The organism is Arthrobacter sp. UYCu511, assembly GCF_040547105.1.
GTDB classification, from domain to species: domain Bacteria; phylum Actinomycetota; class Actinomycetes; order Actinomycetales; family Micrococcaceae; genus Specibacter; species Specibacter psychrochitiniphilus.
Genome location: NZ_JBEPPB010000002.1, coordinates 204,799 through 230,854, shown reverse-complemented (window position 1 = coordinate 230,854; position 26,056 = coordinate 204,799). Strand labels below are relative to the sequence as shown.

The following is a 26,056-nucleotide window of genomic DNA, read 5'->3' as shown; positions in this document are numbered from 1 at the left end:
AGGCGACCAGGCCGTGGCTTTTGGCTCTGACCCAGCGAAGTCATAGAGTTATTGCAGGCCAGCACCGACGTTGCGGACGCATGTTCAGTATCTACGGGCGGCCTTATTTTGAGAATGTGGAGTAGTGATGTGAACCCAGCGCAGCCCGTGGAGGAGCCTGTAGCAGAGCCGGCCAGGCAGCTGCCTGCTGCCACTGTGTCCAGGTTGACCCTCTACTTGCGCACACTCAACGCGTTGCTGGCCGAAGGTGCCGAAAGTGTCTCCTCGGAAGCCTTGGCCGAGTCTGCTGGTGTGGGATCCGCCAACGTCCGCAAGGACCTGTCCTATCTGGGCTCCTACGGAATCCGCGGCGTGGGCTACGAAGTGGCCAACTTGAGCCGCAAAATTGCCCAAGCACTTGGCCTGACCCATGAATGGCGTGTTGCCATTGTGGGTGCCGGTAACTTGGGCCGCGCTCTGGCCCGCTATGCCGGGTTCGAATCACGTGGCTTTGACGTAGTTGCCCTACTTGATGCCGACGAGATGCTGGTAGGCACAGAAATTGGCTGGCTACGTGTCAGTGATGTGGGAAACCTCGAAAAAGTTGTGAGCTCCACACGGGCCAACATGGTGGTGTTGGCGCTGCCAGCGGCCGTTGCACAGTCTGTCTGTGACAGAGTGGTGGCCGCTGGCGTGCGCAGCATCCTCAGTTTTGCCCCCGTAGCCCTGAGCGTTCCCGGCAACGTGAACTTGCGCAAAGTGGATATGGCTACAGAGCTGCAAATTCTTGCCTATCATGCGCAGCGGCTCCAGGGCGCACACCTGGACGAGGACTTACCGGGCGTCTAAGCAGTGCCGCTACAGGCCCTTGCGGGCTTTGTGGGCGAGGAAGAACTCCTTGGCGGGGGATCGGTACAGCAAGAACACCGCAACAAGGCCCAGCACAATCTGAACAATTGCCACCGGATTGAGCTGTCCCAGAAGCAACAGCGAGAACAGAGCCAGCACCAAGGCAGTGGTGCGCGCACCGTTGGACCCTTTGCGAATGGCGCGAGCCAACAAGAAGTACGACGCCGTCATGACGATACTCAACACGAAGCCGAGGAACAAAATAGTGTCCAGAAGTGCCGCATCTGAGTAGACGGCGGCCAGCTCAGGGGAGGCCGCGAGAGTCTCTTGGAGGACATCGAGAACAGGTGCCTTGGCCGCTGGTACCAGCAGCACCACCAAGAGGACGAGGACGGAGAGTGCCTGCATAATTCCGGCTGTAACAATGAGCCTGCAAGCCATCCTGACCCGGGCCGGAGGTGCCAGCTGTGCGCCCCCGGGACTGGCTATGCCTGATTGGCTGACCGGCGGGCCCGGATAGGCCAACGCGGGCGGCAGATTTGCGCCGGCTTGTGCGTCCTTCACCTCCTGAGGAAGTTCCCACCCAGCGGGCGCATATTGGCCGTAACGGGGAACACCAGGGGAGATTTCGCCGTAGCTGCCAGGGATGGGCGGGCTGCTAGGGGCTGGCGGGGTTTGCTCTTGAGGCTCTTCACCGGGGGTGCTCATGGGATTGCTCTCTCAAAGGGTTCGGGCCCAATATGTGTGGGCTCAATGGGTTCAGGCACTGATCAGTTGGGGGTACAACCACTGACCAGCTGGCAGGCCCATCGCGGCCAGAGATGGAGAGGGCCGCTGCGGGTCTCATATAAACCCTACGCGACCTGCTGCGTGGCAACTATTGGAGAGAAATTTTGCCGGCAAATCCCCGCCCATCCCAAGAGCGAGGGGAGCCGGGGAGCAGAATCCACCTGACACCCCTCGGGGAGTATCCGCGCATGGGGAGGGCAGCAAAATGCCGGCCCGAAAAATCTCGGACCGGCAGGAGAACCTCCAGAAAGTAGGTTGCTCCAGATGCTTCAGTTGCATCCAGCTGCGAGGCGGTGCTATCCAGCCTTGACGAAGGCAACTTCGAGGGAAATCGTGACTTTGTCAGAGACCAGCACGCCACCTGCTTCCAGGGCAGCGTTCCAGGTCAGGCCGAATTCCTTGCGGCTGATCACGGTCTTGGCTTCGAACCCCGCGCGGGTGGCGCTGAAAGCGTCAACAGCCACGCCGCCGAACTCGCCCTTGAAACTCACAGTCTTGGAGATGCCCCGAATAGTCAGTTCCCCCGTCATCTCGAAGTCTTCTTCATCGCCGGAAACGGAGGTGGAGACAAATGTCAGTGTGGGGAAGAGATCAACATCGAAGAAGTCGGCGCCGCGGACGTGGGCGTCGCGGTTGGCGTCACCTGAGCTAAAGCTTGCGGCCGTGATGGTGGCCGTGACGGAGGCGTCGGCCAGTGTCTGGCCGAGGTTCAGGGAGCCTTCCATCTCGGTGAACTGGCCGCGAACCTTGGAAATGCCGGCATGGCGGACCATGAAGCCCACGGTGCTGTGTGAGCTATCAAGAGTCCAGAGGCCCTGGGCGAGCCCGGTTGATTCACTGATTGTTGCTGACATGTGCTGCTCCTTGAATGGTTGTGACTAAGCAATGGAACCACCTGTGGGGCGGCCGGTCACAGACTATAAGCATGCGTTTGCATCTAATATTCCCGAGTGAATGAAATTCATTCGGCTCCGGATTAACCCCTTCCGCAACAACTTTGAGAAACTGGGTACATGTCCCGAGTAACTGTGCATCTTTTGCGTCACGGCGAGGTTTTTAACCCCAATGGCGTCCTCTACGGCCGGCTCCCCGAGTTTCACCTCTCTGAGCGTGGACGAGCCATGGCGGTCATGGTGGCGGAGCACTTTGCGGCGGCCGCCAAGAACGGCGCTGGTGCACCGGTTTATCTGGTGGCCTCGCCTCTGACGCGAGCCCAGGAAACGGCGGCGCCCACGGCAGCAGCGTTGGGCCTTGAGATTGTGACTGATCCGCGCATCATTGAGGCCGAGAACCACTTCGAGGGGCTCGTTATGAGTAAAGCGGAGCTGGCCAAGCCAAAGCACTGGCCTTACTTCGTGAACCCGTTCAAGCCTTCGTGGGGTGAAGCATACTCAGCCCAAGCGCAGCGCATGCTGGAGGCGGCACGCGATGCCCGCCGTCGTGCTTTTGAAATTGGTGGAGACGGGGCCCAAGCCGTCATGGTCAGCCATCAGCTCCCCATCTGGTCCACGCGCCGCAGCGCTGAGGGCAAGCGTCTGTGGCACGATCCCCGCAATCGGGAGTGCACCCTCGCCTCCCTGACGTCATTGACGTTCGACGGCGATGATGTGGTCGATGTTGTGTACAGCGAGCCCGCTGCCGCATTACTACCAGGCGCTGCAACCACCCCCGGAGCCTGAGCGGCATACAGCTGACCATCAGCTTTTCGACATACTGTAGAACAAAATGTCATGTCTGCGCGCAGTCATGGCTTAACCATGAAATGAAAGAAACGCGTCGTGACTTCTTTGATGAGCCGTAGGGCGCTTTTTGCCGCTGGCGGGGCAGCCTTGACGGTGGCTCTGGCCGCTTGCTCGGGAAATGACCCTCTGGCGGACCAGGCCAATGCCGGAGATAACAAGAACTACATTGCCGGGGACGGCTCTGTCACGGAGTACGGGGCCGCGGACCGCAAGGATCCGGTGGCCTTCAAGGGCGTCTTGTTTGACGGCGGCACGGTGGACGCAGCTGATTTTGTGGGAAAAGTCACCGTCCTTAACTTTTGGTACGCGGCCTGTGGGCCTTGCCGCATTGAAGCCCCTGATCTGCAAGCGCTCTACACGGACTTTAAGTCTCAGGATGTGGAGTTTCTGGGCGTCAATGTTCGTGATGAAAAGGCCGCTGCAGAAGCCTTTGAGCGTAACTTCGGGCTCAGTTACCCCAGCGTTGCGGATAAGGACGGCGGGGTGCTGCTGGCCATGACCAAATATGTGCCCCCGGCCGCGGTGCCCACCACGCTCGTGTTGGATAAGTTGGGCCGCGTTTGCGCCCGCATCCTCGGTGTTGCAGAGAAGGGCACCTTGAAGGCGCTCATCAGCAGTGCGCTGACGGAAAAATAGCGGCCAACCTCCTTCATGAACAATCCATTTGCCGAGACAATTCTGAGCGGCTCCATGCTGCTGGCCATGCCGGTGGCGCTGTTGGCTGGCCTTGTCTCCTTCCTCTCGCCGTGCGTGCTGCCGCTTGTTCCCGGGTATCTGGGCTACGTCAGCGGATTGACAGGTGCCGATCTTGAAAACCAGCGCCGCGGCCGCATGTTTGCCGGGATTGGGTTATTCGTGCTCGGCTTCTCCGTGGTGTTTGTGCTTATTGGGGCCGTTTTCGGTCAGCTGGGTGCCTGGCTCATGGGGCCCGACGCCGCCTGGGTCACCCAGGTGCTGGGCGTGGTGGTGATTCTCATGGGTGTGGTGTTCCTTGGTGGGATGAGCTGGTTCCAAAGCGAAGCGAAAATTCATGCCAAGCCGCCGGCCGGCTTGTGGGGCGCACCCATTTTGGGCGTAACCTTTGGATTGGGCTGGGCACCATGCATTGGCCCCACCTTCAGTGCCGTGCAATTGCTCGCCTTCTCCGACGGTCCCAACGCGGCCAAGGGTGCGTTCCTGACCTTTATTTATTGTTTGGGGCTGGGACTGCCGTTCCTGCTCATTGCCCTCGGTGCCCGCCGCGGGCTCGGAGCCCTCGCATTTTTCCGCAGTCACCGCCGCGGGCTCCAGTATTTTGGCGGGGGCATGCTGATCCTGCTGGGTGTTTTGATGGTGTCAGGCTTGTGGGGGATCTGGATCAACGACCTGCAGCTTTGGTTCGCTAATGAAGTCAGGTTGCCAATCTAATGAAAGAGACAGTGGTGAAAGAACCCAAGGGCAAGGCGCCCCAGGCTGGTGCCAGCGAGGTGGTCCTGCCGCAGCTCGGCTTCGGCGGGATGCTCCGGTGGGCTTGGCGTCAGTTGACCAGCATGCGCACAGCCTTGTTTTTGTTGTTGATGCTGGCTGTTGCTGCTGTGCCTGGATCCCTTTTCCCGCAGCGGCCCTCCGCCCCTGCCGAAGTGACCCAGTACCTGAAGGACAACCCCGGTTCCGGTCCCATCATGGACTGGTTCAGGCTCTTTGACGTGTACTCCTCGCCGTGGTTCGCGGCCATCTACCTGCTGCTGTTCACTTCTTTGATTGGCTGTGTGCTGCCGCGCGCCAAAATCCATTGGAAGGCTATGCGCTCGGCGCCGCCGCGCACCCCCAAGCGGCTTTCCCGCCTGGCAGAATACGGCACTGTCACCATCCCGGCCGGCAGCGGCATTGACGCCGAAACTGCTGTCAGGGATGCTGCGGCCGTACTGAAAGCCCGCCGTTACCGTGTTGACGTGCGTGACTTAGACACGGACCGGCCCTCAGTGGGTGCCGAAATCGGGTTCATGAAGGAAGTCGGCAACCTAATCTTCCATACAGCCATGATCGGTGTGCTGGCCGCCATCGCGTTCAGCGGTCTGTTTGGCTACAGCGGCCAACGCGTGCTGGTGGAGGGAGAAACGTTTGTCAATACCCTCACCGGGTACGACACTTTCACTCCTGGAGCCAACTTTGGTGAGGGCCGGTTGAGCCCCTACTCGGCAACACTGGACCGGCTGGTGGTCAAGTACGACCGCTCAACAGAGGCGCACTATGGCCAGCCCCTCGACTTCACCGCAACCTTGAGTGTCAAGGACGGTCCCGGCGCCGAAGCCAAGACCAAGACGTTGAAAGTCAACGAGCCGGTTGCTGTGGGTGGTACCAACCTTTACCTGGTGGGTAACGGTTATGCACCCGTTGTCACCGTCAAGGACGGCGAAGGAAATGTGGCCTTCCAGGGCCCGGTCATCACCATCCCCACCGACGGCGCCTACACCTCACTGATGGTGATCAAGGTTCCGGACGCCAAACCGAAACAGCTGGGCTTTGTTGGCTTCTTCTTGCCCACTGCGGTCTACAACGATGAGGGCGTGGCCTTCGGCTCTGACCCTGACCCTTTCAACCCGGTGCTGAACTTGAACGCCTACACGGGTGATCTCGGCTTGGACAGCGGGGTGCCGCGCAACGTTTTCACCTTGGATACTTCCGGAATGAAGGAGATCAACTCCCGCAACCTAGACGCTGGCGGCATTGTTCTGAAACCAAATCAGAGCTACACGCTCCCCGACGGCAACGGCACCATCAGCTTCGATGGCATCAAACGATTTGCTGCCTTGGATATCCGTCACGACCCGGGTCAGGCCTACGTTCTAGTATTCGCATTGTTGGCGTTGGCGGGCCTCATGGGCTCCTTGTTCTTGAACCGCCGCCGTGTCTGGGTCCGCACGGGTAACCACCCAGACGGGCGCACCATGGTGGAATTTGGTCTGCTGGCTCGCGGCGAGGACCACCGATTGGCCGGAGAATATGCGGCCATCAACAAGGCGCTGCACGCAAAATGGCTGGTGCCAATGGACGCGGCAGGGCAAAATGATGATGATCAGATAATAATCAACGACTCCGCACAGAGCGTCACTGCGGCAAGTAAGGACCAGTAATGCCAGAGATCAATCAAAGCTTCGCCCTGCTGAGCGAGAGGCTCATGCTGCTGGCCGGTCTGGCGTATGCAGTGGCTTTTTGCGCCTATGCGTGGGATCTGTTTACTTTTAGCCAGGCAGCCAAGCGTGGCCTCGCAGCCGACACCCGTGCCACGGCCGTCGCTGCCGGTGTGGAGAAGGACGCCGTCCTGGCCGGTGTGGGTTCAGGTGCGGCTCGCGGTTCCGCAGGCCAGGATCTTGGTGCCGGTCCACAGGACCGCGGTGTGCGTCCCAGCTCCAAGACCCATGCAGGGACTGACGGCGTCACGGCCGGGGACTCCATGCGCTACGGCAAGGAGCGGCGCGTTGTAGCCCGGGTAGCCGTGGCACTGACCATACTGGCCGCCGTGGTTCAGGGCTTTGCTGTGCTCTTCCGCGGGTTGGCGGCAGGGCGTGTGCCGTGGGGCAATATGTATGAATTCTGCACCACTGGCTCTTTTGCTGTGGCCGTAGTATTTTTGCTTGTTCTGACCCGCCGCGATCTGCGGTTCCTGGGGACCTTTGTCATTGGCCTGGTGCTGGTGATGGTGGTGGCCGCGTCCGTGGCGTTCTGGACACCTGTTGGGCACTTGGTTCCGGCACTTCAGAGCTACTGGCTGGTTATTCACGTCTCCATTGCGGTTCTGTCCTCGGCGTTCTTCACCCTCACCTTTGCCATGTCCGTGCTGCAACTCTTCCAGTCTCGGCGCGAGGCCTCTATCGCCTCGGGCAAGCCGGATAAGTTCCACGTCATGCGCCTGGTGCCGAACGCGCTGAGTCTGGAGAACCTTTCTTACCGCATCAACGGCATTGCGTTTGTTGGCTGGACACTGACGCTGATGTTCGGCTCCATCTGGGCCGAAAAGGCATGGGGCCGCTTCTGGGGCTGGGACACCAAGGAAGTCTGGACGTTCGTGATCTGGGTTGTCTACGCCGGTTACCTGCACGCCCGGGCAACCAAGGGCTGGACCGGAACCCGTGCGGCCTGGCTGTCCATTGTTGGCTACCTGTGCGTGGTCTTCAACTTCACTATTGTGAACGTGTACTTCTCCGGCCTGCACTCCTACGCCGGTGTGGGTAGCTAAGACGTTAGCGCCCCCGCGTACAGTTTGATCCTGTGTACTGTTTGACCCCGAATGGTGTGCCACTTCAACAGTGGCGCACCATTTGGCCTTTAACGGTGTGCAGGTTCGGGGCAGGGTCACACGCAGGTGAACTTCAGCGTGAAACTACTTCATGCCGCCTTGGCGGAAGCCGGGCTTGGTGTAGGTGCGGGCCAGTAGTGCCAGCGCTATAGCGGCCACCATGAGGCCAAAATCGCGCAGAGCCACGTCGTAGAAGCCTGAGTAAGTGAGCAGGTTGACGATAATGCCTGCCAGCCAGAGCGCCACAATGTAGGCGGCGTACCGTGGGCGCAGGATCATGGCAATTGCTGCAATGATCTCCACCACGCCAATCGCCATCATGGTGCCGTGGGCGCTGAACGGGGAGACGTTCTCGATCCATGGTGCCAGGTAGTTTTCCCAATGGGTTAAGACATTGAAGAATTTGTCCACGCCCATGATCAGCGGGATGGCGATGAAGCCAACCCACAAGAGCAGGAAAGCCCCATAAGCGGGCTCGGCCTTGACGCGTGCCAGTGTCTGGGAGCTCCAACCACTGGACGGGGCGGGAATTGAATGTGTTGCCATGACTCCTCCATCTAAAAACGTGATCTATGTTTTTAGATTGCGCTTCACGACACAACTTGTCAATAGTCCAGCAAAAGTGGGCCGGGGCAGCTGCCCCGGCCCACGACGTGAAACTTTGGTGTGAAACTACTTCGCGCTGAACTCGCTGGTCAGGGCGGTCAGGGTGCCGGTGTCCACATCTTGCGACGGGCCATTAAGGTAGCGGTCCAGCGAATCATCCATGGCATTGATCCACCGGGTGTGGTGCTTGGTGGCCATGGTGCCGGTGACCACGGATTGGTGAATCATGTCCCGGTAGCCCAGGATGTCGGTTTCCTTGTGGTGCATCCAGTCCTTGAACAGCTGCGAAACGGCGTGCAGATCAAACGGCGGGTAGTCCGTTGCGGCAATGAGCTCACGCAGGTAGTCCGACTGGAAATCCGCTTCGGCATTGTGATCCGCCAAGGCAGCCTGACGTTCCAGCCACAGCTGAATATCTGCCTCGCGCTGGGCTAGAGACGGCAGCTCGATGGCGCCCGTCATGACGTCGCGGGCAAACCATGCCTGCGCGTCAAACATGTTGAACGTGTAGTACTGATCCTGCGCGCCAAGGTAAAACAGGTTGGTGTTCTCCTGCCACACCACGCCCTTGTAGAGATTCCCCGGGTAGAGCACATTCTTGGACGTCAGTGACAGATCGCTGGGCAGGAACGGGTACTTGTGCTGGTATCCGGTGCACAGCACGACGGCGTCAAACTCGCCGCAGGTGCCGTCGGAGAAGTGGGCGATTTTACCCTCGAATTCGGTTACGAGCGGGCGCTCCACAGTGTTCTCGGGCCAGTCGAAGCCCATGGGGTTGCTGCGGTAGCTAAAAGTAATCGAGGCGGCGCCCATCTTGTGGGCCTGCATGCCAATGTCCTCCGCGGAGTAGCTGGCGCCAATCAGCAGCATATTCTTGCCGCTAAAGCGCTCTGCGCCGCGAAAATCGTGGGCGTGCAGGACCTCGCCGGGGAAAGAGCCAATGCCCTTGAACTCGGGGACGGTGGGGGTGGAGAAATGGCCGGAGGAGACCACGAGCTTGTCAAAGACATGATCGGTGGTGACGCCGGTGATCAGGTTCTCCACCGTCAACGTGAATTCCTGTGTGTCCTGGTTGTAGCTGGTGTGCCGGGCAACAGTATTGAACTGGACGTATTTGCGCACATCTGACTTTTCAACACGGCCCTTGATGTAATCGAAGAGGACCTCGCGGGGCGGGAAAGAGGAGATGGCGCGGCCAAAGTGTTCGTCGAAGGAGTAGTCGGAGAATTCCAGGCATTCCTTCGGGCCGTTGGACCACAGGTGGCGGTACATGCTCGAGTGCACGGGTTCACCGTGTTCATCCAAGCCAGTGCGCCAACTGCTGTTCCACTGGCCGCCCCAGTCGCTTTGCTTCTCAAAGCACATGATCTCCGGGATGTCAGCGCCGTTCTGGCTTGCTGAGTCAAAGGCACGCAACTGTGCCATGCCGCTGGGGCCTGCTCCAATGATTCCGACTCGCAATGTCATGCTTTTCTCCTCATTATTTGGATCATTTTGTCCTCGTGTCACCAGACGCTTCGAATCCATAGCTCAACAGCATGAACGGGCGGGCCGTGATCGGCGCTCCCGTGGCGGAGCATCAAGGCGCTAAGTGCGCGGGCGGCAGACTTGCTGCGGCAAAAGACCAGGCGGATGGCCGCCCGTGGTTCTGGCGGAACTTACACGCGGAAGGCGTTGTCCGGAACCTGTGTGAGGTACAAGGAGTGCACCAGGATTCGAAAAGCAGCCTGCTGCAGATCCAAAAAGTGCAGCAAACTTGTTACCTATTGCAACATTTTAGGGATAATAAGTCAAAGCGTACTGATTAGTAAGTACTTCTAATGCTTTGTTTCTGTGGGCTCCGCGAAACGGCAAAGGGTCTGCGCAATCCTTTGATTGTGCAGACCCTTATGGAACGTTGCTTGATGCCTTAAAGCTCTTGTAGCTGGCCGTTCTCCACCATCCACCGGGAGTCCAAGCGCACGTTTTCAAGGAGCCGGCGGTCGTGGGTGACCAGGAGCAGCGTGCCTTCGTAGCTCTCCAGCGCTTCCTCGAGTTGCTCGATGGCTGGCAGGTCCAAATGGTTGGTGGGCTCATCTAGCACCAATACGTTCACGCCGCGGGCCTGCAAAAGTGCCAACGATGCGCGGGTGCGTTCGCCGGGAGAGAGCGCACCCACCGGGCTTGTCACCTGGTCAGCTTTCAGCCCAAACTTAGCCAAAAGGGTACGCACCTCGCCCTGATTCAGTTCCGGCACGAGCGCCTCGAAGCCCTCTCCTAGCGGAGCCTGTTCTGGGAATTGGCTGCGCGCCTGGTCAATCTCCCCGATGGCAACATTCGCGCCCAGGGAGGCAACACCGTCATTCGGGGAAATGCGGCCCAGCAACAGCCGCAACAGGGTGGACTTGCCGGCGCCGTTGGGGCCGGTGATGCCTATGCGTTCTCCAGCGTTCACCTGTGCAGTCACCGGCCCCAGGGTGAAGCTGCCCTGGCGCACCACCGCAGCGTTAAGCGTAGAGACCACGGTGCTTGAGCGGGGTGCTGCGCCAATGCTGAATTGGAGGGCCCACTCCTTGCGTGGCTCCTCAACCTCGTCCAGGCGGGCGATCCGGGACTCCATCTGGCGCACCTTCTGCGCCTGCTTCTCACTGGATTCACTGGCGGCCTTGCGCCGAATCTTGTCATTGTCGGGGGCTTTTTTCATGGCGTTGCGTACACCCTGCGAGCTCCACTCGCGCTGGACTCGGGCGCGCCCCACGAGGTCCGCCTTCTTGTCCGCGAACTCGTCATAGGCTTCGCGGGCGTGGCGCTTTGCAATGGCACGTTCTTCCAAGAAGGAGTCGTAACCGCCGTCATACACGGCCACCTTGTTCTGCGCCTGGTCCAGCTCCACTACGGAGGTGATGGTGCGGGCCAGGAACTCGCGGTCATGCGAGACGAGGACCACGCCGCCGCGCAGACCCCTGACGAACTCTTCCAGCCGGGCCAGTCCCGCCAGGTCCAGATCATTGGTGGGTTCATCCAGAAGTACTATGTCGAAGCGGCTCAGCAGGAGCGCGGCCAACGCCACGCGGGCGGCCTGCCCGCCGGAGAGCCCTGTCATGGGGGTGCTGGGAGTGAGGTCCAAGCCGAGCTCGGCCAGGGTGGCCGGGATGCGTTCATCCACGTCTGCGGCACCGCAGGCGAGCCAGTGGTCCAGGGCTGCGGCGTAGCGGTCATCGTCGGCGCAGTTGCCGGAGCCTAGTGCTTCTGCGGATGATTCCATCTCCTCCGTGGCCTGGGTGCAACCGGTGCGCCGGCCAATGTAGGCGGCGATGCTTTCGCCCTCGATCCGCTCATGTTCCTGCGGCAGCCAGCCGACGAAGGCGTCTTGTGGGGCAGTGCTGACGGTGCCGCCCTGCGGGGTGGTGGCGCCCGCGAGGAGAGCCAAAAGTGTTGACTTGCCGGCACCATTGGCACCCACCACGCCTATGACGTCGCCCGGGGCCACAGTGAAGGAGAGGTTACTGAAAAGGGTGCGGTGTGCGTGGCCTCCGGAAAGGTCCTTCGCGACAAGTGTTGCGCTCATGCATCCATCTTAAGTCGCTTCCTTGCGCCGCCCGGACGTTTTTGTGCTGCCGGGGTCCCGGCGCACCCGCTCCCACCCGTCCCCGCCTTCAACCGCGCCTCCATTGTGCATCTCCCATCGGTCCGTGAGAAAAGGTCGTTTAGAACTGAGTTAAGCGACTTTTTCTCACGGACCGATTCGGGGAAGCCGCCGAAATGTTGCCGTGTGTGACGGCAAGGTTGCTTGAGGCCCTCTGTCAGGGCAATCTAGTGGACAGAATCAAGAGTTCCAGTCAGAGGCCCTGGCCGACTGGACGGCAACCCTCGCAACCATAGTGGGGTGCCCCAGGTGAGGATTCGACGCCGCCGGCAGCTGCCGCGGGCGTAAGTATGGCGCGGTGCCTGGCACTTGCGTTCCCCTGAATGGAGACATCATGACTGAGACCACTGTAACTATTGACGACGCAGCACAGCGATCGGCGCGCCTTGGCGAAGCCGGCGCAGCCTGGGCCAAGCGCATCGGAGCCAGTCCGGACAATGCGAAGCTCACGTACACAGCCGCCGGCGTGGGGGTTGGCTCGGTGGCCACGCGCATCAGCGCCGGCAAACACCAATTCCTCGTCGACGAACCTGCCGCACTTGCTGGGGACGATGCCGCAGCCAGTCCCGTGGAATTCGCACTCGGTGCCGTCATCGCCTGCCAAGTTGTGGTGTACCGCCTCTACGCGGAGCAACTGGGTATCCAGCTCGATGACATCACCATCAAGGCCGAAGGTGATCTGGACGTCCGTGGCTTGTTCGGGATCGATGAGTCAATCCGTCCCGGCTTCAGCGACATCCGCCTAGCCGTAAGCATCACGGGACCTGAATCGCAGGAACGCTACGAAGAGCTCGGCCGCATTGTTGAAGCACGCTGCCCTGTCCAAGACCTGTTAAGCCACACCACGCCTGTCAGCGCAGTCGTCACGAAGGCTTAGACATCACTAAATCCTGAGCAGCGTCAACGCCGAGGACGCCGCACCGCATGTGTTCGAGGATGAAGCCTAACGATTCGACACGGTGGTGCGGCGCAGGCAAGTAGCCCACAACACTCAAGCTGTAGTTTCTTCGGCGACTGCTTGGATGCCGAGAGCCAGCCAGTTCGCACGTGTGGCCAGTGCTGCGCCGTCGGCGTCGCCCGCAGTGGCAAGTTTGATGATGTCCGCATGCGCACTGACCGAATGCTGCGCATCGTGGGAACTGAACCGTTGACGCTCCACTCTCCGCAACAGTGGCATGGCCTGGTCCAGCATGGTTGGCACCATGTCATTTCCGCACGCACCAACGAGAACGGCATGGAACTGGTCATCGGCAGCCAAGGCGGCATCGGCGTCGTTCTTCTTGATGGCGGCGGCAAAGCGCACGTTGGCAGCGGTCATGGTGGCAAGGTCCTGCTCGCTCAGCAGGGGAACTGCCAGCCGCGCCGCCAGCTCGTGCATGGCCGCGACTACCTGCTGCGCATTCACGGTGGAGGCGGCATCAAGCGGGGCGACGATGGTGGCCCGGCCCGGCTGGGCAATAATCAGCCCGGCCCGCTCAAGCCGGAGCAGAGCCTCCCGGATAGGGGTTCGACTCACGCCCAACCATGCCTCTAGCTCCGGATCCCGCAGGCGCTCGCCCGGAGCGAAGGTGCCATTGACGATGGCGTCGCGGATGGAATCGTACACGTCATTACGAAGCAGGGAGCGCTTGTGAATTCCCTGGGGCGGAGGAGTCGGCATGCAACATAGGATATATCGTCCCAGGTGGAGTTTGGCCGCAGCCCCGTCCACGAGTTGGCGCGTCTGAGCAAACATCCCGGCGGCGCGAGGATTTGGGCCAAACGTGAGGATGTCAACAGTGGTCTGGCTTTTGGTGGCAATAAGACCCGCAAACTCGACTACATTGTTCCGGACACCATTGCCCAAGGAGCTGACACGCTCGTCTCCATCAGCGGATATCAGTCGAATCACACCCGTCAGGTGGCGGCAGTGGCTGCAAGCCGGGTGTGAAAGCCCGTCTCGTGCAGGAAAACTGGGTGGACTGACCGGACCCGCTATCCAACCGGGTAGGCAATATTGAGCTTTCGCGCATCATGGGTGCCGACGTCCACCTCGATGCAGCTGGGTTCGACATTGGCATCCGTAGCAGCTGGGAACAAGCCATCAAGGACGTCGAAGATGCCAGGGCAAGCCCTATCCCATCCCGGCAGGCGCCTCCGAACATCACTTGGGCGGGCTGGGCTTTGCTAACTGGGCCTATGAAGTGGAGCAGCAGGAGAAGGAACTAGGTGTCTTCTTCGACACGATTGTGCTCTGCACCGTTACCGCCTCCACCCACGCAGGCATGATCGCTGGATTTGCGGGACAAGACAGGCCGCGGCGCGTCATCGGCATTGACGCCTCAGCCACCATTGAAAAGACTCGCGCTCAGGTGGCCCGGATCGCCCGTCACACAGCTGAGCTGATGGACTTGGACAGGAAGATCCGTGACGACGAGACCACTGTCTTGCAAGGCTGGGCCGGCAACCACTCTGGCATCCCTGTGGAATCCACGCCCGAGGCCATAAAACTCACCGGATCCCTTGAAAGCATGATCATCGACCCTGTGTATGAAGGAAAATCCATGGCTGGGTTGATTGACCTTGTCCGCAGCAAGGACATTCCTTCCAGCAGCAACGTCCTCTACGCGCATTCGGGCGGACAGCTGGCGTTGAATGCCTACAGCGGACTGTTTCGCTAAAGAACATTAGCGGACAGGGTCAGGATTCCTCAGCGCTCGGGGCTTCCCGTTCAGAGCCAGGGGCTTCCGGCCCTGGAATCGGAGCGCCTCTGGCAGGCTCTGCCTCCGCGGCGAGGGCGGTGGCCTGTGCCAGCTCAAAGCGGGCTAGCTTAGTCTGGTAGTGCAGCTGCCGCCTGGCCTCCATGGTCAGCTCCACCCAGTACGCTGCCTCACGGGCGCCGTCGAAAATGGCGATCAGGCCGTGGGGTACGCGTTTTTTGGGCCGGGCGGAGAGCTTGAATTCGAGAGGGGACATGTGGGCGGACTGGGGCTTGCGGAAAATGAGGAACAGGGCTGGTCCCAGCCAAATGAAGTAGCTGAGCAAGGCCAGTAACACCTTGTTGTTCTGCCATGCGGCCACAACAAGCGGGCTGACCACTGCCAACGCCACCACCACCAGCAGTACTGAGGCGTACGCCAGCCCCACGCCTGGGCGCGGATTGCTGCGGTACAAGGACACTGCCAGAGCGGATAGTGCAGCGCTCACAACTACCAGCAGGGTCAGTGCCAGTGCCGAGAGCAGGACCCGCACGGGCGTGAGCTCACTGTGCCAGAACAACGAAACCAAGGTGATGAGTAGCCCGGCAAGGCTCACCAGGCCACCAGCCCGGTGATCTTGCGCCCATCCACCCGGATCCGGTTGTGTGTGGAAATGCCCCACATCCGTTCCCACCGCTGAATGCGCAGCCGCATGGAGGTGGTCAGGTGGAACTCATCAATATCTCGTTGTACTGCCGTGTCACGCTGGCGGACCACGGAGAAAATAACCAGCATCAACGAGAGCATGCCAAGGAAGAACTCAGGCCCGGAATCAGGGGCAGAGGGCAGGAAGAAGACGTTGTGCAACGCCATCCACATGGTTGCGGCGGCGGCAATGCCAACCAATAGCGTCAGGAGCTCCAGTAGCTCCTCCAGTGCCATAACCTGGGATTCATTGGCCATACCCAAGGGGCTACGGCCGCTAAAGACCAAAGCAACCAGCGTGGTTGCCGTGGCGCCAAGGATCCACCCAAGGGCATCAATGCTAAATTCAAAGGTCCCCGGACTGGTGAAAGGTGCCAGCAACCGCTCGAGGAGACGTCCCCACACCATGTTGAGATCGCCAAACGAGGCAATGCGCCCCTTGTCAAGGGGGTGATGGATTTGCAGGATCATTAAACACAGGAGCAAGCCTAAGAACAGCAACGTAAGAATTTGCCGTCGCTGGCTGCGTTTCTCCCGGTGAAACTCGGAAACGGCGCGAATATGGCGTTCCTGAGGTGCGTGAATTGTCATCTCCGATCATGGACCCTGTCCCGTGATGCTATCGGAGGGCAGTGCGGCCCGGCACAAAATACCGGAGGCTCCACAAGCTGCAAGATTTCACTTGGTCCATGACTCCTGTGTGCACTAGGGTCAATAACTGTGAGGTAGAGAACACAGACACGCAGATCGCACCGCCCGCAGCAAGCTGCCGCGGCGTGCTGGATCGCGTCTTCGTAGCCCACCAACCCCTGAATTCGATAGAAGGCCGCAGTGCGTTCATTCCCTTACAAATCCGCCGGAAAACCCGATCTCCGTTCACCCTCACGCTATCTTTTGTGGCTGGCTGGCGCCCAACGAGGAACCCTCCTGCTCGGCATTCTGTACGGTTCCATCTGGACGGTGTGCCAGGCCCTGACGCCATACATTCTGGGCCAAGCCATCGACCAGGGCATCCTGCCGGGCAACTTCGGCCGTCTCTCCTTCTGGGTGGGCCTGCTGGTGGGCTTGACCATCATCCAGTCAATCTCCGCCACGCTGCGTCACCGCGCCGCTATGAGCAACTGGATGCAGGCGGCCTTCCGGTCCGCCCAGATTGTTGGCCACAAGGTCACCCGCAGCGGCGACGCTCTCCCGCAAAAGTTCTCCACCGGCGAGGTGGTCTCCACGTGTGCCTCCGACGCCATGCGCATTGGCGAGATTTTTGACGTCGCCGCACGCCTGGCCGGCTCCGTTGTGGGATACCTGCTGGTCTCCTACCTTGTCTTCCAGTCCTCCTGGCAGCTGGGACTGGTGGTCCTGGTGGGCGTGCCGCTGTGCGGTGCCGGGATGTTGTTCGTGATCCGCCCCCTCCAACGTCGCCAAAAAGACCAACGTGAAGCGGCCGGAAAAATGACGGCATTGGGCGCTGACACCGTGGCCGGCCTGCGCGTTTTGCGAGGTATTGGTGGCGAGCACATCTTCGTCCAGCGTTACCGCGAGCGTTCCCGGGAAACTCAGCTCGCCGGCAACAAGGTGGCCTGGTCCCTGGCCGACCTCGACGCCGCCCAGGTCTTCGTCGTTGGAATTTTCAGTGTCGCTTTCACCTGGATCGGCGCGGTACAGGCCGTGACCGGGCAGATCGAGGCCGGCCAGCTCGTGGCCCTCTACGGTTACGCGGTCTTCCTGGTCTCGCCCATCCGCACCGCCGCTGACGCCGTCTCCCGCCTCATCCGTGCCCAGGTCGGTGCCCGCCGCATCATCGATGTGCTGGCCACCCCTTCAGCCGTGCACGACGCCGAGACAACAGTCCCAGCCCCGGCCGCACCGAGCGCTTTGCTCGACTCGGTTTCAGGAGTGGTGGTTGCCCCGGGTGGGATGAGCGCGATTGTTTCGGAGGACCCCGCCGCAGCCGCTGAGCTGGCCCGGCGGTTGGGCCGTTTTGAGGACGCAGTGCTGCGTGAGGCTGTGGTGCAGTGGGGCAGCGAGGCCCTGCACCTGATGCCGCTGCGTGAGGTGCGCTCCCGCATTGTGGTCTCCGACGCCGAACCGCAGTTGTTCACCGGCACTCTCCGCGAGGAGCTAGACCCGGACGGCCGGCACAGCGACACGGAGATTATGGCGGCCATTGAGGTGGCCAGTGCACAGGACGTCTTTGATGGTCTGGAGCAGGGCCTAGACGCGGAAGTCACGGAAAAGGGGCGCAGCTTTTCCGGCGGCCAGCGCCAGAGACTGGCCTTGGCTCGTGCTGTGCTGACCGAAGCGGAGGTGCTGGTGCTCATTGAACCAACCAGCGCCGTCGATGCACATACCGAACAACGGATAGCAGGGGCGCTGGGCAAAAGCCGCGGTTCCGCTGCGCACACCACACTTGTGGTGACGGCCAGCCCGCTGCTGCTGGGCGCCATGGACACTGTGGCTTTTCTGAAGCACGGCAAGCTGCAGGCTCAGGGCACACACCGGCACCTGCTGGACACTGTCCCGGAATACCGCAAGGTGGTGGTCCGTGGTGAGGGCATGAACGGTCAAGGCCACACCGAAGCAGCAGTAGCCGCCAACGCCAACCACAGCACCGCCACCGAGGGGGAGAAGTAATGACAGAGACAATGTTGCCTGTGGCGGACTCCGCCCAGGTCAAGGCCGAGGGCCTGCGGTTGATGCGGTTGCACAAAAAGCCGCTGGCCGGCGTCGTTAGTCTTTATGGTGTGGCCGCAATTGCCGGTCTGGCCGGACCGTTCCTGTTGGGGCGGCTCGTGGATGCGGTCACGGCAGGCACCACTACCGGCTTTGTGGCCATGGTGGCGTTGACCCTGGGCGGGTTCGTACTCATCCAGACCGTGCTGGCGCGCTGGGCCCGGCGCAAGGGCATGATGCTGGGCGAGAAAGTGTTCGCGCAACTCCGTGAGGAATTTATGGAGCAGGTCACGTCTCTGCCGCTCTCCACGGTGGAACGGGCCGGCACCGGCGACCTGGTCTCGCGCACCACCAACGACGTTGACGCGGTCTCCCACACTGTCCGCTTCGGTGTGCCGCAGGTGCTTGTCTCGGTCGCGTCCATCGTGCTGACGGCGGCCGCGGCAGTGTTGACGAGCCCCATCCTGGCCGTGGCCCTACTGGTGGGCGTGCCGCTGCTGGTGCCCGTGACTCGCTGGTATCTCAAGCGAGCCACGCCGGGGTACCTGTTGGAACGCGAAAGCTACGCCGGGCTCAATGGTGCCGTTACCGAAACCATTGAGGGTGCCCGCACGGTGGATGCGCTGAGTCTTGGCGCCAACCGCCGCCACCGGATTGACGCGGCCCTGCGCAACTGCTTTGAACGGGAAAAGTACACGCTGGGCCTGCGCACGGTGCTATTTCCGGCGGCCGAATTTTCCTTTTGGCTGCCCGTTGCGGCAGTGCTTTTGTGGGGCGGCTGGCTCGCCTCGCAGGGACAGGTCAGCACGGGCATGGTAGCCACAGTGGCGTTGTACGCGTTGCAGTTGATCGACCCCGTGGACACGCTCATCATGTGGATTGACGAGATTCAGGTGGGCGCCTCATCTCTGGCCCGCATTGTGGGCATCCGCAACGTGGCGCCGGACCGTACCGCAACGGATGCTGTGCCCACCGATGAACAAATCCTGGTGGAGCAGGCCCGCTTCGCCTACCGCGAAGGCCACGACGTGCTGCACAACATTGACCTCACACTCCGTCCTGGCGAGCGGCTGGCCATGGTGGGTCCTTCCGGCGCGGGAAAGTCCACGCTGGGGCGGCTGCTCGCTGGTATCAATGGGCCCACGGCCGGCTCCGTCACGGTGGGCGGGGTGCCACTCATGGATCGACCGCTGGATGAGCTGCGCGGCGAGGTGGCCCTGGTCACGCAGGAGCACCACGTGTTCGTGGGCACGCTGGCCGACAACGTCCGTCTGGGGAAGGCCGACGCAACTGATGCCGAGATTGAAAAGGCCCTGTCCGACGTCGGATCCCTGGCTTGGGTGCGCGCCCTCCCCAAAGGGCTGGCCACCGAGGTGGGCTCAGGGTCGCATTCGCTCACGCCTGCTCAGGCGCAGGAGTTGGCGCTGGCCCGGCTGGTACTGGCGGACCCGCACACGCTGGTGCTGGACGAGGCCACCTCGCTGATTGACCCGCAGGCCGCTAGGGATCTGGAGTTCTCCCTCAGTGCAGTGCTTCAGGGGCGTACGGTAGTGGCGATCGCGCACCGGCTGCACACCGCGCACGACGCCGACCGGGTCGCCGTCGTGGAAAAGGGGCGCATCACGGAGCTGGGCCCGCACGACGAACTGCTGGCACAGAATGGCTCATATGCGGCGTTGTGGAACTCGTGGCGGCAGGACATTTGAGCCTGTTCTGCGCGGCGAAATAAGCGTAACGTTCAAAGAGGGGCGTGTTGGGCCAGCTGACCCGGTGCGCAATGAGCGCGATGCAGAAGGAGCTTGCCATGCCTGACAAACAGCCTCACCACCACGAACACAAGAAGCTGGATAAGGGCCACGCCATCAAGGCCAAGCGCGCAGAGAAGAAGGCCCGCGGTGCTGCCAATGAATCCGAGGATCCGGTTGCGAAGATCACGAAGAAGCACACCTGATCGCAAACGGACGGAGGAGCCACCGACCCGCACCTGACTGCATGCGTATGCATGGAATAGTTTGGTGCGGGGTCCGGTTGTGCTGATCATGGAGAGCACATTCAAGAAACGCCTTGGGTTTTTGTCCTTTGGCCACTACGGAACGGGACGCGGCTCGCAGACCAACACGGCTGCCGATGCGTTGCGGCAGGCATTGACTTGGCCGTGGCCGCCGAGGAACTGGGCATCGATGGGGCCTTCTTCCGGGTGCACCACTTCGCCCGGCAACAGGCTGCCCCGTTCCCGCTCATGGCTGCCATTGCTGCGCGCACCAGCCGGATCGAAATTGGTACCGGCGTCATCGACATGCGTTATGAAAACCCGCTGTACATGGCCGAACAGGCAGCCGCCACGGACCTGATCAGTGGGGGTCGGCTGCAGCTAGGGGTGAGCCGCGGCTCACCCGAACCCGCTGCCAATGGGGCCGCAGACTTCGGCTACCGCCCGCTCGACGGCGAAACGGTTGCGGACATGGCCCGCCGCCACACCGCCTTATTTCGGCAGGCAATTTCCGGTGCAGGAGTGGCCGAGCCTGGGGAGTACTCACACATGGGCGGCGAGCGGCTGTTGCGCATTTAACCGCAATCGCCGGGGCTGTCCCAGCGGATCTGGTGGGGCGCTGGCACCCGTGCCACAGCCGTATGGGCCGCGGCGCAGGGGATGAACCTGATGAGCTCCACGCTGCTGACCGAGGACACCGGTGTGCCGTTTGATCAGTTGCAGGCCGAACAGATTCAGTTGTTCCGTGACGAGTGGGCGCGTGCCGGCCATGATTTTACGCCCCGCGTCTCCATCAGCCGCTCCGTCATTCCTGTGGTGGATGACGTCGACAGGACGTACTTCGGGGTGCGTGCCCAGGCGGACAGCCGGGATCAGGTCGGCATGATCGACGGCTTCCTCTCACGCTTTGGCAAGAGCTACATTGGCGATCCCGCAGTGCTCGCCGAGGAGCTGGCTGCCGATGCAGCTGTTCAAGCAGCGGACACCGTCATGCTCACCGTGCCCAACCAGCTAGGTCTCGACTACAACACAAAAATGCTGGCCAACATTGCCGAACACATCGCCCCGGCGATCGGCTGGGAGCCGGCCACGGCTTGAGGTGCCCAGCCTGCAGGAGGTGCGTGCCGCCGTCGTACGTCAATGTCCGGTGGCTGGTTCTGTGCCCCTGCGCCGGCGGACAGGCGCATCTACGCGGACCTTGGGGATTTCCTTGCTGGAATTGACCCGTCCACCGGATTGCTCGCAGACCCCTAAGGAACCAAGGCAGTGGGGCGGAATTGGCATACGCTGGGTCGATGGCAATTTGTCTTGAACTTTTGGATCCTGGCAGCTTCCCGCAGTGGTTGGAACAAAGCTGCAGCGAGTATGTGGCCGATCTCATCTCCTCGGGAAGCGCGCCCGGAGCGGCTCGTCAGCAGGCTGAAGCCTCACTTCACAAATCCTTCCCTGAGGGCCGCCCGGGCCTCGACAACGCCGTATTCACCCTGATGGACCAGGGTGGATCTGCCGTGGGCTATATCTGGGTTGGCCGGGACCACTCCGACGACCCGACCGCGTGGTGGGTGTGGGACATCCTTGTTGACTCCGCACACCGAGGGAAGGGGTATGGCAGGGAAGCCATGCAACTCGCGGAAGAGTATGCTCGCTCACGTGGCGCCCTCACCCTGGGATTGAACGTGTTCGGCTACAACGCTTCGGCCCGCGGACTCTACGAATCGCTGGGCTACGAAACTACCAGCATCAAGATGCGCAAAAGCCTCCTCTCTGCCGGAAGCGGCGAAGACGCGAGCAATTAGGTGATGATCTCTTTGCCGGTGGTACGGATCGCAGCAAACTGTGCGCGCCGCAAAGTCACGGTGACCAGTAGGGTGCCAGCCACAGCGTGAGAGGGCTGATTGCACCCAACCTGGGTGCCGCCGTCGGACGCTAAAGCGCGACGGCGGCACGTGGTGCCATCCCATGTGTCACGGTGGTAAAATCGGCTGTGGAGCAATCCCCCTAAATTTTAGCGACACCGGAACAGCTTTTGGCCGAACGAGTCGCACGAGAAGGCAGCGCAGCATCGCCGCCAGACGCCCACTACAGAATAAAGTTTGGAACCCATGAGAAGAACTGCACGCCAGACCCCGCCCGCCCTCGCTGATGGTGCAATGCGCATCGTAGCCCTTGGCGGATTGGGGGAGATTGGCCGCAACATGACCGTCTTCGAATTCGCGGGAAAGTTGCTGATCGTTGATTGCGGTGTGCTCTTCCCTGAGGATCACCACCCCGGCGTTGACTTGATCCTGCCGGACTTCTCTTACTTGAAGAACCGCTGGCAAGATGTTGTTGGCTTGGTGCTGACACACGGCCACGAAGATCACATTGGCGGTGTTCCGTACCTGCTCAAGCACCGCAGCGACATCCCGGTCATCTCGGCCAAGCTGACGTTGGCTTTCTTGAAGACCAAGCTTGAAGAGCACCGCATCAAGGGCAAGATGGTCCAGGTTAAGGAAGGCGACCGCCGCAAGTTCGGTCCGTTCGACGTCGAATTCCTCGCCGTCAACCACTCCATCCCGGACGGACTGGCTGTTGCTATCCGCACCCCTGCCGGTCTGGTGCTGGAAACTGGTGACTTCAAGATGGACCAGTTCCCCTTGGATAAGCGCATCACTGACCTGGCGGGCTTTGCCCGTCTGGGCGAGGAAGGCGTGGATCTGTTCCTGCCCGACTCCACCAACGCAGAAGTACCCGGCTTCCTGGCTGCTGAAGCAGACCTCATCCCGGCCATTGACCAGGTGATGCGCACGGCTCCGCGCCGCGTTGTGGTTTCCAGCTTCGCGAGCCACGTGCACCGCATCCAGCAGATCATTGACTCTGCGCACAAGTACAACCGCAAGATTGCCTTTGTTGGCCGCTCCATGGTCCGGAACATGACCACGGCACGCGAATTGGGCTACCTGAAGATTCCCCGCGGCGTACTCGTTGACGCCAAGGAATTGGAAAAGATGGACCCCAAGAAGGCCGTGCTGATCTGCACCGGTTCACAGGGAGAGCCCATGGCCGCCTTGGCCCGCATGGCCAACGGTGACCACCAGATCAACCTGACCGAGGGCGACACCGTCCTGCTGGCCAGTTCACTGGTTCCCGGCAACGAGTCCTCGATCTACCGCCTGATCAATGACCTCACCAAGCAGGGCGCCAACGTTATCCACAAGGGCAACGCCAAGGTGCACGTCTCCGGGCACGCCAGTGCTGGCGAGCTCGTGTACTGCTATAACTTGGTCCGCCCCAAGAACGTCATGCCGGTCCACGGCGAGTACCGCCACTTGAAGGCGAACGCCGAGCTGGCGGTCCGCACCGGTGTTGAACCCAAGAACACGTTCATCATTGAAGACGGCACTGCGCTGGACCTCAAGGACGGCGTGGTCAAGGTCAGCGGCAGCGTCCCGGCTGCCTATGTCTACGTGGAGAACATGGTTGCCGGTGCGGCAACTGAAGAATCACTCCAGGACCGCATCCGTCTGGCCGAAGATGGTGCCGTCACGGTGCTGCTCATTGTTAACCCGGACACCGGCAAGATTGAAGAAGACCCCGAGTTCTTCTCCGTGGGCTTCAACCTGACGGACAAGGACATTGAAAAGGCCGCCGGAATTGTGGAGAAGACCATCTCCGGGATCCGCGGCGAAAAGACCGGACCGGCGGCTGAGAAGGCTGTGGCCAACGGTCTGCTGCGCTGGTCTGACCGCGCACTACGCCGCAAGCCCGTTTACACGGTCATCATCGTCGAGGCGTAAGCCTTCGCGGCCAATGCCGCCGCTTCATCGATCCGAGAGAAAAGGTCGCTTTGACACTGTCAAAGCGACCTTTTCTCACGGATCGATTTAGAGATTGCGCCAAGCGCCCGGCGGGGCTACGGTGTGGGCAGCATCCAGCTCAGAACCGGTGTCGACTGCAGATAGACCAAGACGCACAGGATCAGGAGCATGCCCACCGACCAGCCGGCAACCTTCTTCAAGATGACCGACTCCTTGCCTTCCATACCCACCGCTGTTGCGGCAATGGCAAGGTTCTGTGGGGAGATTAGCTTGCCCACCACGCCACCGGAGGTGTTGGCGGCAACCAAGAGGTTCGGATCAATCCCAGCGTTGATGCCGGCAGTTTGTTGCAGGTTCGCGAACAAGGCGTTGGCCGAGGTGTCCGATCCGGTGACCGCGGTGCCGATCCAGCCAAGAATGGGTGACAGGAAGGCAAAGAATGCTCCTGTGCCGGCTAGCCAGGTCCCGATGGTGATGGTCTGGCCGGAGAGGTTCATGACATAGGCCAATGCGAGCACGGACAAGATGGTGGTGGCTGCCCAGCGCATTCTGTAGAGGGTATGCCAGATTTCGGCGACAGCCCGGGAAACCTTGATCTTGTATTTGCCGCCACCGTCAAAGATTGAATAGACCACGGCAACAATCAGACCTGTGAACAGCAGTAGGGTGCCGGGGTTCGAGAGCCACTGGAAGTTATAGACGGTTGAGGTGACGGGGTTCCCTCCGGCATCCAGGATGTGGCCATAGAGTAGTGGCCATTGAACCTTGACGTCGGTGGATCCAAGGACGGCAGGAACACTGACTCCAATTGTCCAAAGCTTGGCGATGCCGAAGATGATGATCACAAGCAAGTAGGGGAACAAGGCCAGGAACGTTGGGCCCGGCAGTAGCTTGCGGTTGGACTCGTCGTACGTTGTGGTAATGCCGGCGCTTCCCCCGGTAGTCCCGTTAGTTCCGCCCACCATGATGCGTTCACGTGCTGCTTCGCGGCCCTTGGAGGACCAGAAACGCAGGAAAATGACGGCTGCGCCAAGGCCAGCCAGCGAGGCAACAATATCCGTCAATTCGTAGGAGAAATAGGTAGCGCACAAGAACTGAGTCACAGCGAACGTGGCGCCGATGACCAACGCTGCCGGCCAGACTTCCTTGACACCGCGTTTGCCATCAATGATGAACAACAGCAGCGTCGGAACAAAGAGGGCAAGGATCGGTGCCTGGTGTCCCACGATGGCGCCGATGTGGTTGGCGTCCAATCCTGTCAGCGAGGCCGCGGTGGTGATTGGGATGGCTACCGCGCCGAAGGCCACCGGGGCGGTGTTGGCAACCAGGACTGCGGCCGCAGCGCGCAGCGGAGACATCCCCAGGGCCAGCAGCATCGTGGCTGTGATGGCCACGGGGGCTCCGAATCCGGCCAGTGCCTCAAGCAGGCCACCGAAACAGAAGGCGATGAGAATCGATTGGATACGCACATCCCCGCCGCCGATCACGTCAAAGACTCGGCGCAGATCCTCGAAGCGTCCTGAAACCACGGTGATTTGGTACAGCCAGATAGCCATGATGACGATCCAGACAACGGGGAACGCGCCGAATACGGCACCCATCACGCCGGACATCAATGTCATGCCCACGGGCATCTTAAAGACGAAGATGGCCACAAGGATCGCTACCGCTAAGGAGGTTAGGCCGGAGACGTGGGCCTTGGCCTTGACTACTGCCAGCATGATGAAGAATGTCACTAGGGGCAGGAGGGCGACGATGGCCGAAAGCGCGATGCTGCCGACCAGTGGATCTGTTGTAGGTGTGAATGTATCCACGGGGGTCCTTCGCTTGGAGTGGGGCGGGGAAGGTTCTTAGTGGTCCCTTTGTGAGGCAACCGTGGTCAGACCACTATGGTCCGACCACGAAATTATAGCCTAGATCATCACTACCGGTGAGCAGAATCACAGAGGTGCCCCAAAGTCCTGCCAGTGCCGCTGTGGTTGGATTCCGGACGTTGGATGTTCCTCCTCATTAACGGCTATGACGTGTCGCGCGCTAAGGGCATAAGGGGTGATCTCAAGGGTGAAGGTTACCCATGGCCAAGAAAACGAGGTGAACCGGCAAGGTGCAGCGCATCATCAAGTGATCTCTGGCGGTGAGCTGCGGGCCACCCGCGCTCTGGAGGCCATCACTGGTCCCTCCCATGGGGAATATACGGATTATCGGGGCTGGCTCGGGCTGAACGGCCAGCTTGCCGACAGGTTCTAAGCCGTCTGGGCCCGGCTTTTTCCGCAAGTACGACGGCGGCACTTGCCTCCCGGCGTCTGCACAGCGCTGCTGGGTGTGGCGATCATGGCACTGACAGTATTCA

22 protein-coding genes, 2 pseudogenes and 1 riboswitch are annotated in these 26,056 nt (G+C 61.0%); of the genes and pseudogenes, 15 read left to right on the top strand and 9 right to left on the bottom strand.

What is annotated here, in order from left to right; all coding sequences use genetic code 11:
• Positions 1-114 precede the first annotated feature (114 nt).
• Positions 115-828, top strand: a complete 714-nt coding sequence (locus ABIB48_RS04360) for a redox-sensing transcriptional repressor Rex (RefSeq protein WP_110105124.1) — start codon at positions 115-117, stop codon at positions 826-828.
• Positions 829-837: 9 nt separating this feature from the next.
• Here the strand turns inward: ABIB48_RS04360 and ABIB48_RS04355 are convergent, their stop codons facing one another.
• Both ABIB48_RS04355 and ABIB48_RS04350 read right to left on the bottom strand, forming a co-directional pair.
• Positions 838-1,536 (bottom strand): hypothetical protein, encoded by a 699-nt coding sequence (locus ABIB48_RS04355; RefSeq protein WP_315913978.1) that lies wholly within the window; start codon positions 1,534-1,536, stop codon positions 838-840.
• A gap of 377 nt (positions 1,537-1,913) precedes the next feature.
• Positions 1,914-2,471 carry a YceI family protein gene (locus ABIB48_RS04350; protein ID WP_315913979.1) on the bottom strand — a complete coding sequence of 186 codons (558 nt, stop codon included), beginning with the start codon at positions 2,469-2,471 and terminating at the stop codon, positions 1,914-1,916.
• 159 nt (positions 2,472-2,630) lie between these two features.
• Between ABIB48_RS04350 and ABIB48_RS04345 the strand changes: the two genes are divergently transcribed.
• From ABIB48_RS04345 to ccsB, 5 genes are all read left to right on the top strand, one after another.
• The gene (locus ABIB48_RS04345) at positions 2,631-3,296 is read left to right on the top strand and encodes a histidine phosphatase family protein (RefSeq protein ID WP_315913980.1); all 666 of its coding nucleotides are present in this window, start codon (positions 2,631-2,633) and stop codon (positions 3,294-3,296) included.
• Positions 3,297-3,407: 111 nt separating this feature from the next.
• Positions 3,408-3,995 carry a TlpA family protein disulfide reductase gene (locus ABIB48_RS04340; protein ID WP_179442507.1) on the top strand — a complete coding sequence of 196 codons (588 nt, stop codon included), beginning with the start codon at positions 3,408-3,410 and terminating at the stop codon, positions 3,993-3,995.
• A gap of 15 nt (positions 3,996-4,010) precedes the next feature.
• Positions 4,011-4,766 carry a cytochrome c biogenesis CcdA family protein gene (locus tag ABIB48_RS04335; RefSeq protein WP_110105119.1) on the top strand — a complete coding sequence of 252 codons (756 nt, stop codon included), beginning with the start codon at positions 4,011-4,013 and terminating at the stop codon, positions 4,764-4,766.
• Positions 4,766-6,472 carry a cytochrome c biogenesis protein ResB gene (gene resB / locus ABIB48_RS04330; RefSeq protein ID WP_354212247.1) on the top strand — a complete coding sequence of 569 codons (1,707 nt, stop codon included), beginning with the start codon at positions 4,766-4,768 and terminating at the stop codon, positions 6,470-6,472. The genes ABIB48_RS04335 and resB overlap by 1 nt, the downstream gene beginning before the upstream one ends.
• Positions 6,472-7,575 (top strand): c-type cytochrome biogenesis protein CcsB, encoded by a 1,104-nt coding sequence (ccsB, locus tag ABIB48_RS04325; protein WP_354212246.1) that lies wholly within the window; start codon positions 6,472-6,474, stop codon positions 7,573-7,575. Before resB ends, ccsB begins: the two co-directional genes overlap by 1 nt.
• A gap of 144 nt (positions 7,576-7,719) precedes the next feature.
• Here the strand turns inward: ccsB and ABIB48_RS04320 are convergent, their stop codons facing one another.
• The 3 genes from ABIB48_RS04320 to ABIB48_RS04310 form a co-directional block, all read right to left on the bottom strand.
• A complete protein-coding gene (locus ABIB48_RS04320) occupies positions 7,720-8,181 on the bottom strand; it encodes a hypothetical protein (protein WP_354212245.1) in 462 nt (153 codons plus the stop codon).
• Positions 8,182-8,307: 126 nt separating this feature from the next.
• Entirely contained in the window at positions 8,308-9,708 is a 1,401-nt protein-coding gene (locus tag ABIB48_RS04315) for a trimethylamine monooxygenase (protein ID WP_354212244.1), read from the bottom strand.
• 442 nt (positions 9,709-10,150) lie between these two features.
• Entirely contained in the window at positions 10,151-11,788 is a 1,638-nt protein-coding gene (locus tag ABIB48_RS04310) for an ABC-F family ATP-binding cassette domain-containing protein (RefSeq protein WP_354212243.1), read from the bottom strand.
• Between the two features lie 256 nt (positions 11,789-12,044).
• Positions 12,045-12,163: riboswitch (SAM riboswitch) on the top strand.
• A gap of 37 nt (positions 12,164-12,200) precedes the next feature.
• Here ABIB48_RS04310 and ABIB48_RS04305 point away from each other — a divergent pair.
• Positions 12,201-12,743: an OsmC family protein gene (locus ABIB48_RS04305; protein ID WP_354212242.1), complete on the top strand. Its 543-nt coding sequence runs from the start codon at positions 12,201-12,203 to the stop codon at positions 12,741-12,743.
• 114 nt (positions 12,744-12,857) lie between these two features.
• Here the strand turns inward: ABIB48_RS04305 and ABIB48_RS04300 are convergent, their stop codons facing one another.
• Positions 12,858-13,526 (bottom strand): GntR family transcriptional regulator, encoded by a 669-nt coding sequence (locus ABIB48_RS04300; protein ID WP_354212241.1) that lies wholly within the window; start codon positions 13,524-13,526, stop codon positions 12,858-12,860.
• Positions 13,527-13,538: 12 nt separating this feature from the next.
• Here ABIB48_RS04300 and ABIB48_RS04295 point away from each other — a divergent pair.
• Positions 13,539-14,526: pseudogene (locus ABIB48_RS04295) on the top strand (1-aminocyclopropane-1-carboxylate deaminase).
• Positions 14,527-14,545: 19 nt separating this feature from the next.
• On the opposite strand, the gene ABIB48_RS04290 reads toward ABIB48_RS04295, so the two are convergent.
• Entirely contained in the window at positions 14,546-15,160 is a 615-nt protein-coding gene (locus tag ABIB48_RS04290; RefSeq protein ID WP_354212240.1) for a hypothetical protein, read from the bottom strand.
• The gene (locus tag ABIB48_RS04285; RefSeq protein WP_354212239.1) at positions 15,157-15,840 is read right to left on the bottom strand and encodes a hypothetical protein; all 684 of its coding nucleotides are present in this window, start codon (positions 15,838-15,840) and stop codon (positions 15,157-15,159) included. The genes ABIB48_RS04290 and ABIB48_RS04285 overlap by 4 nt, the downstream gene beginning before the upstream one ends.
• 240 nt (positions 15,841-16,080) lie before the next feature.
• Between ABIB48_RS04285 and ABIB48_RS04280 the strand changes: the two genes are divergently transcribed.
• The 6 genes and pseudogenes from ABIB48_RS04280 (at position 16,081) to ABIB48_RS04255 (ending at position 23,685) form a co-directional block, all read left to right on the top strand.
• A complete protein-coding gene (locus ABIB48_RS04280; RefSeq protein WP_315913989.1) occupies positions 16,081-17,880 on the top strand; it encodes an ABC transporter ATP-binding protein in 1,800 nt (599 codons plus the stop codon).
• A complete protein-coding gene (locus ABIB48_RS04275; RefSeq protein ID WP_315913990.1) occupies positions 17,880-19,625 on the top strand; it encodes an ABC transporter ATP-binding protein in 1,746 nt (581 codons plus the stop codon). The genes ABIB48_RS04280 and ABIB48_RS04275 overlap by 1 nt, the downstream gene beginning before the upstream one ends.
• 98 nt (positions 19,626-19,723) lie before the next feature.
• On the top strand, positions 19,724-19,870 hold the full coding sequence (locus ABIB48_RS04270; protein ID WP_170120891.1) for a hypothetical protein: 147 nt from the start codon (positions 19,724-19,726) through the stop codon (positions 19,868-19,870).
• A gap of 88 nt (positions 19,871-19,958) precedes the next feature.
• Positions 19,959-21,007: pseudogene (locus ABIB48_RS04265) on the top strand (LLM class flavin-dependent oxidoreductase).
• Positions 21,008-21,204: 197 nt separating this feature from the next.
• A complete protein-coding gene (locus tag ABIB48_RS04260) occupies positions 21,205-21,705 on the top strand; it encodes a GNAT family N-acetyltransferase (RefSeq protein ID WP_110105107.1) in 501 nt (166 codons plus the stop codon).
• Positions 21,706-22,011: 306 nt separating this feature from the next.
• Positions 22,012-23,685: a ribonuclease J gene (locus tag ABIB48_RS04255; RefSeq protein WP_354212238.1), complete on the top strand. Its 1,674-nt coding sequence runs from the start codon at positions 22,012-22,014 to the stop codon at positions 23,683-23,685.
• A 116-nt stretch (positions 23,686-23,801) separates the two neighbouring features.
• On the opposite strand, the gene ABIB48_RS04250 is transcribed toward ABIB48_RS04255, so the two are convergent.
• Positions 23,802-25,520, bottom strand: a complete 1,719-nt coding sequence (locus tag ABIB48_RS04250) for an L-lactate permease (protein WP_354212237.1) — start codon at positions 25,518-25,520, stop codon at positions 23,802-23,804.
• Positions 25,521-25,767: 247 nt separating this feature from the next.
• Here ABIB48_RS04250 and ABIB48_RS04245 point away from each other — a divergent pair, with 247 nt between their 5' ends.
• Positions 25,768-25,953 (top strand): hypothetical protein, encoded by a 186-nt coding sequence (locus ABIB48_RS04245; RefSeq protein WP_354212236.1) that lies wholly within the window; start codon positions 25,768-25,770, stop codon positions 25,951-25,953.
• Positions 25,954-26,056 lie beyond the last annotated feature (103 nt).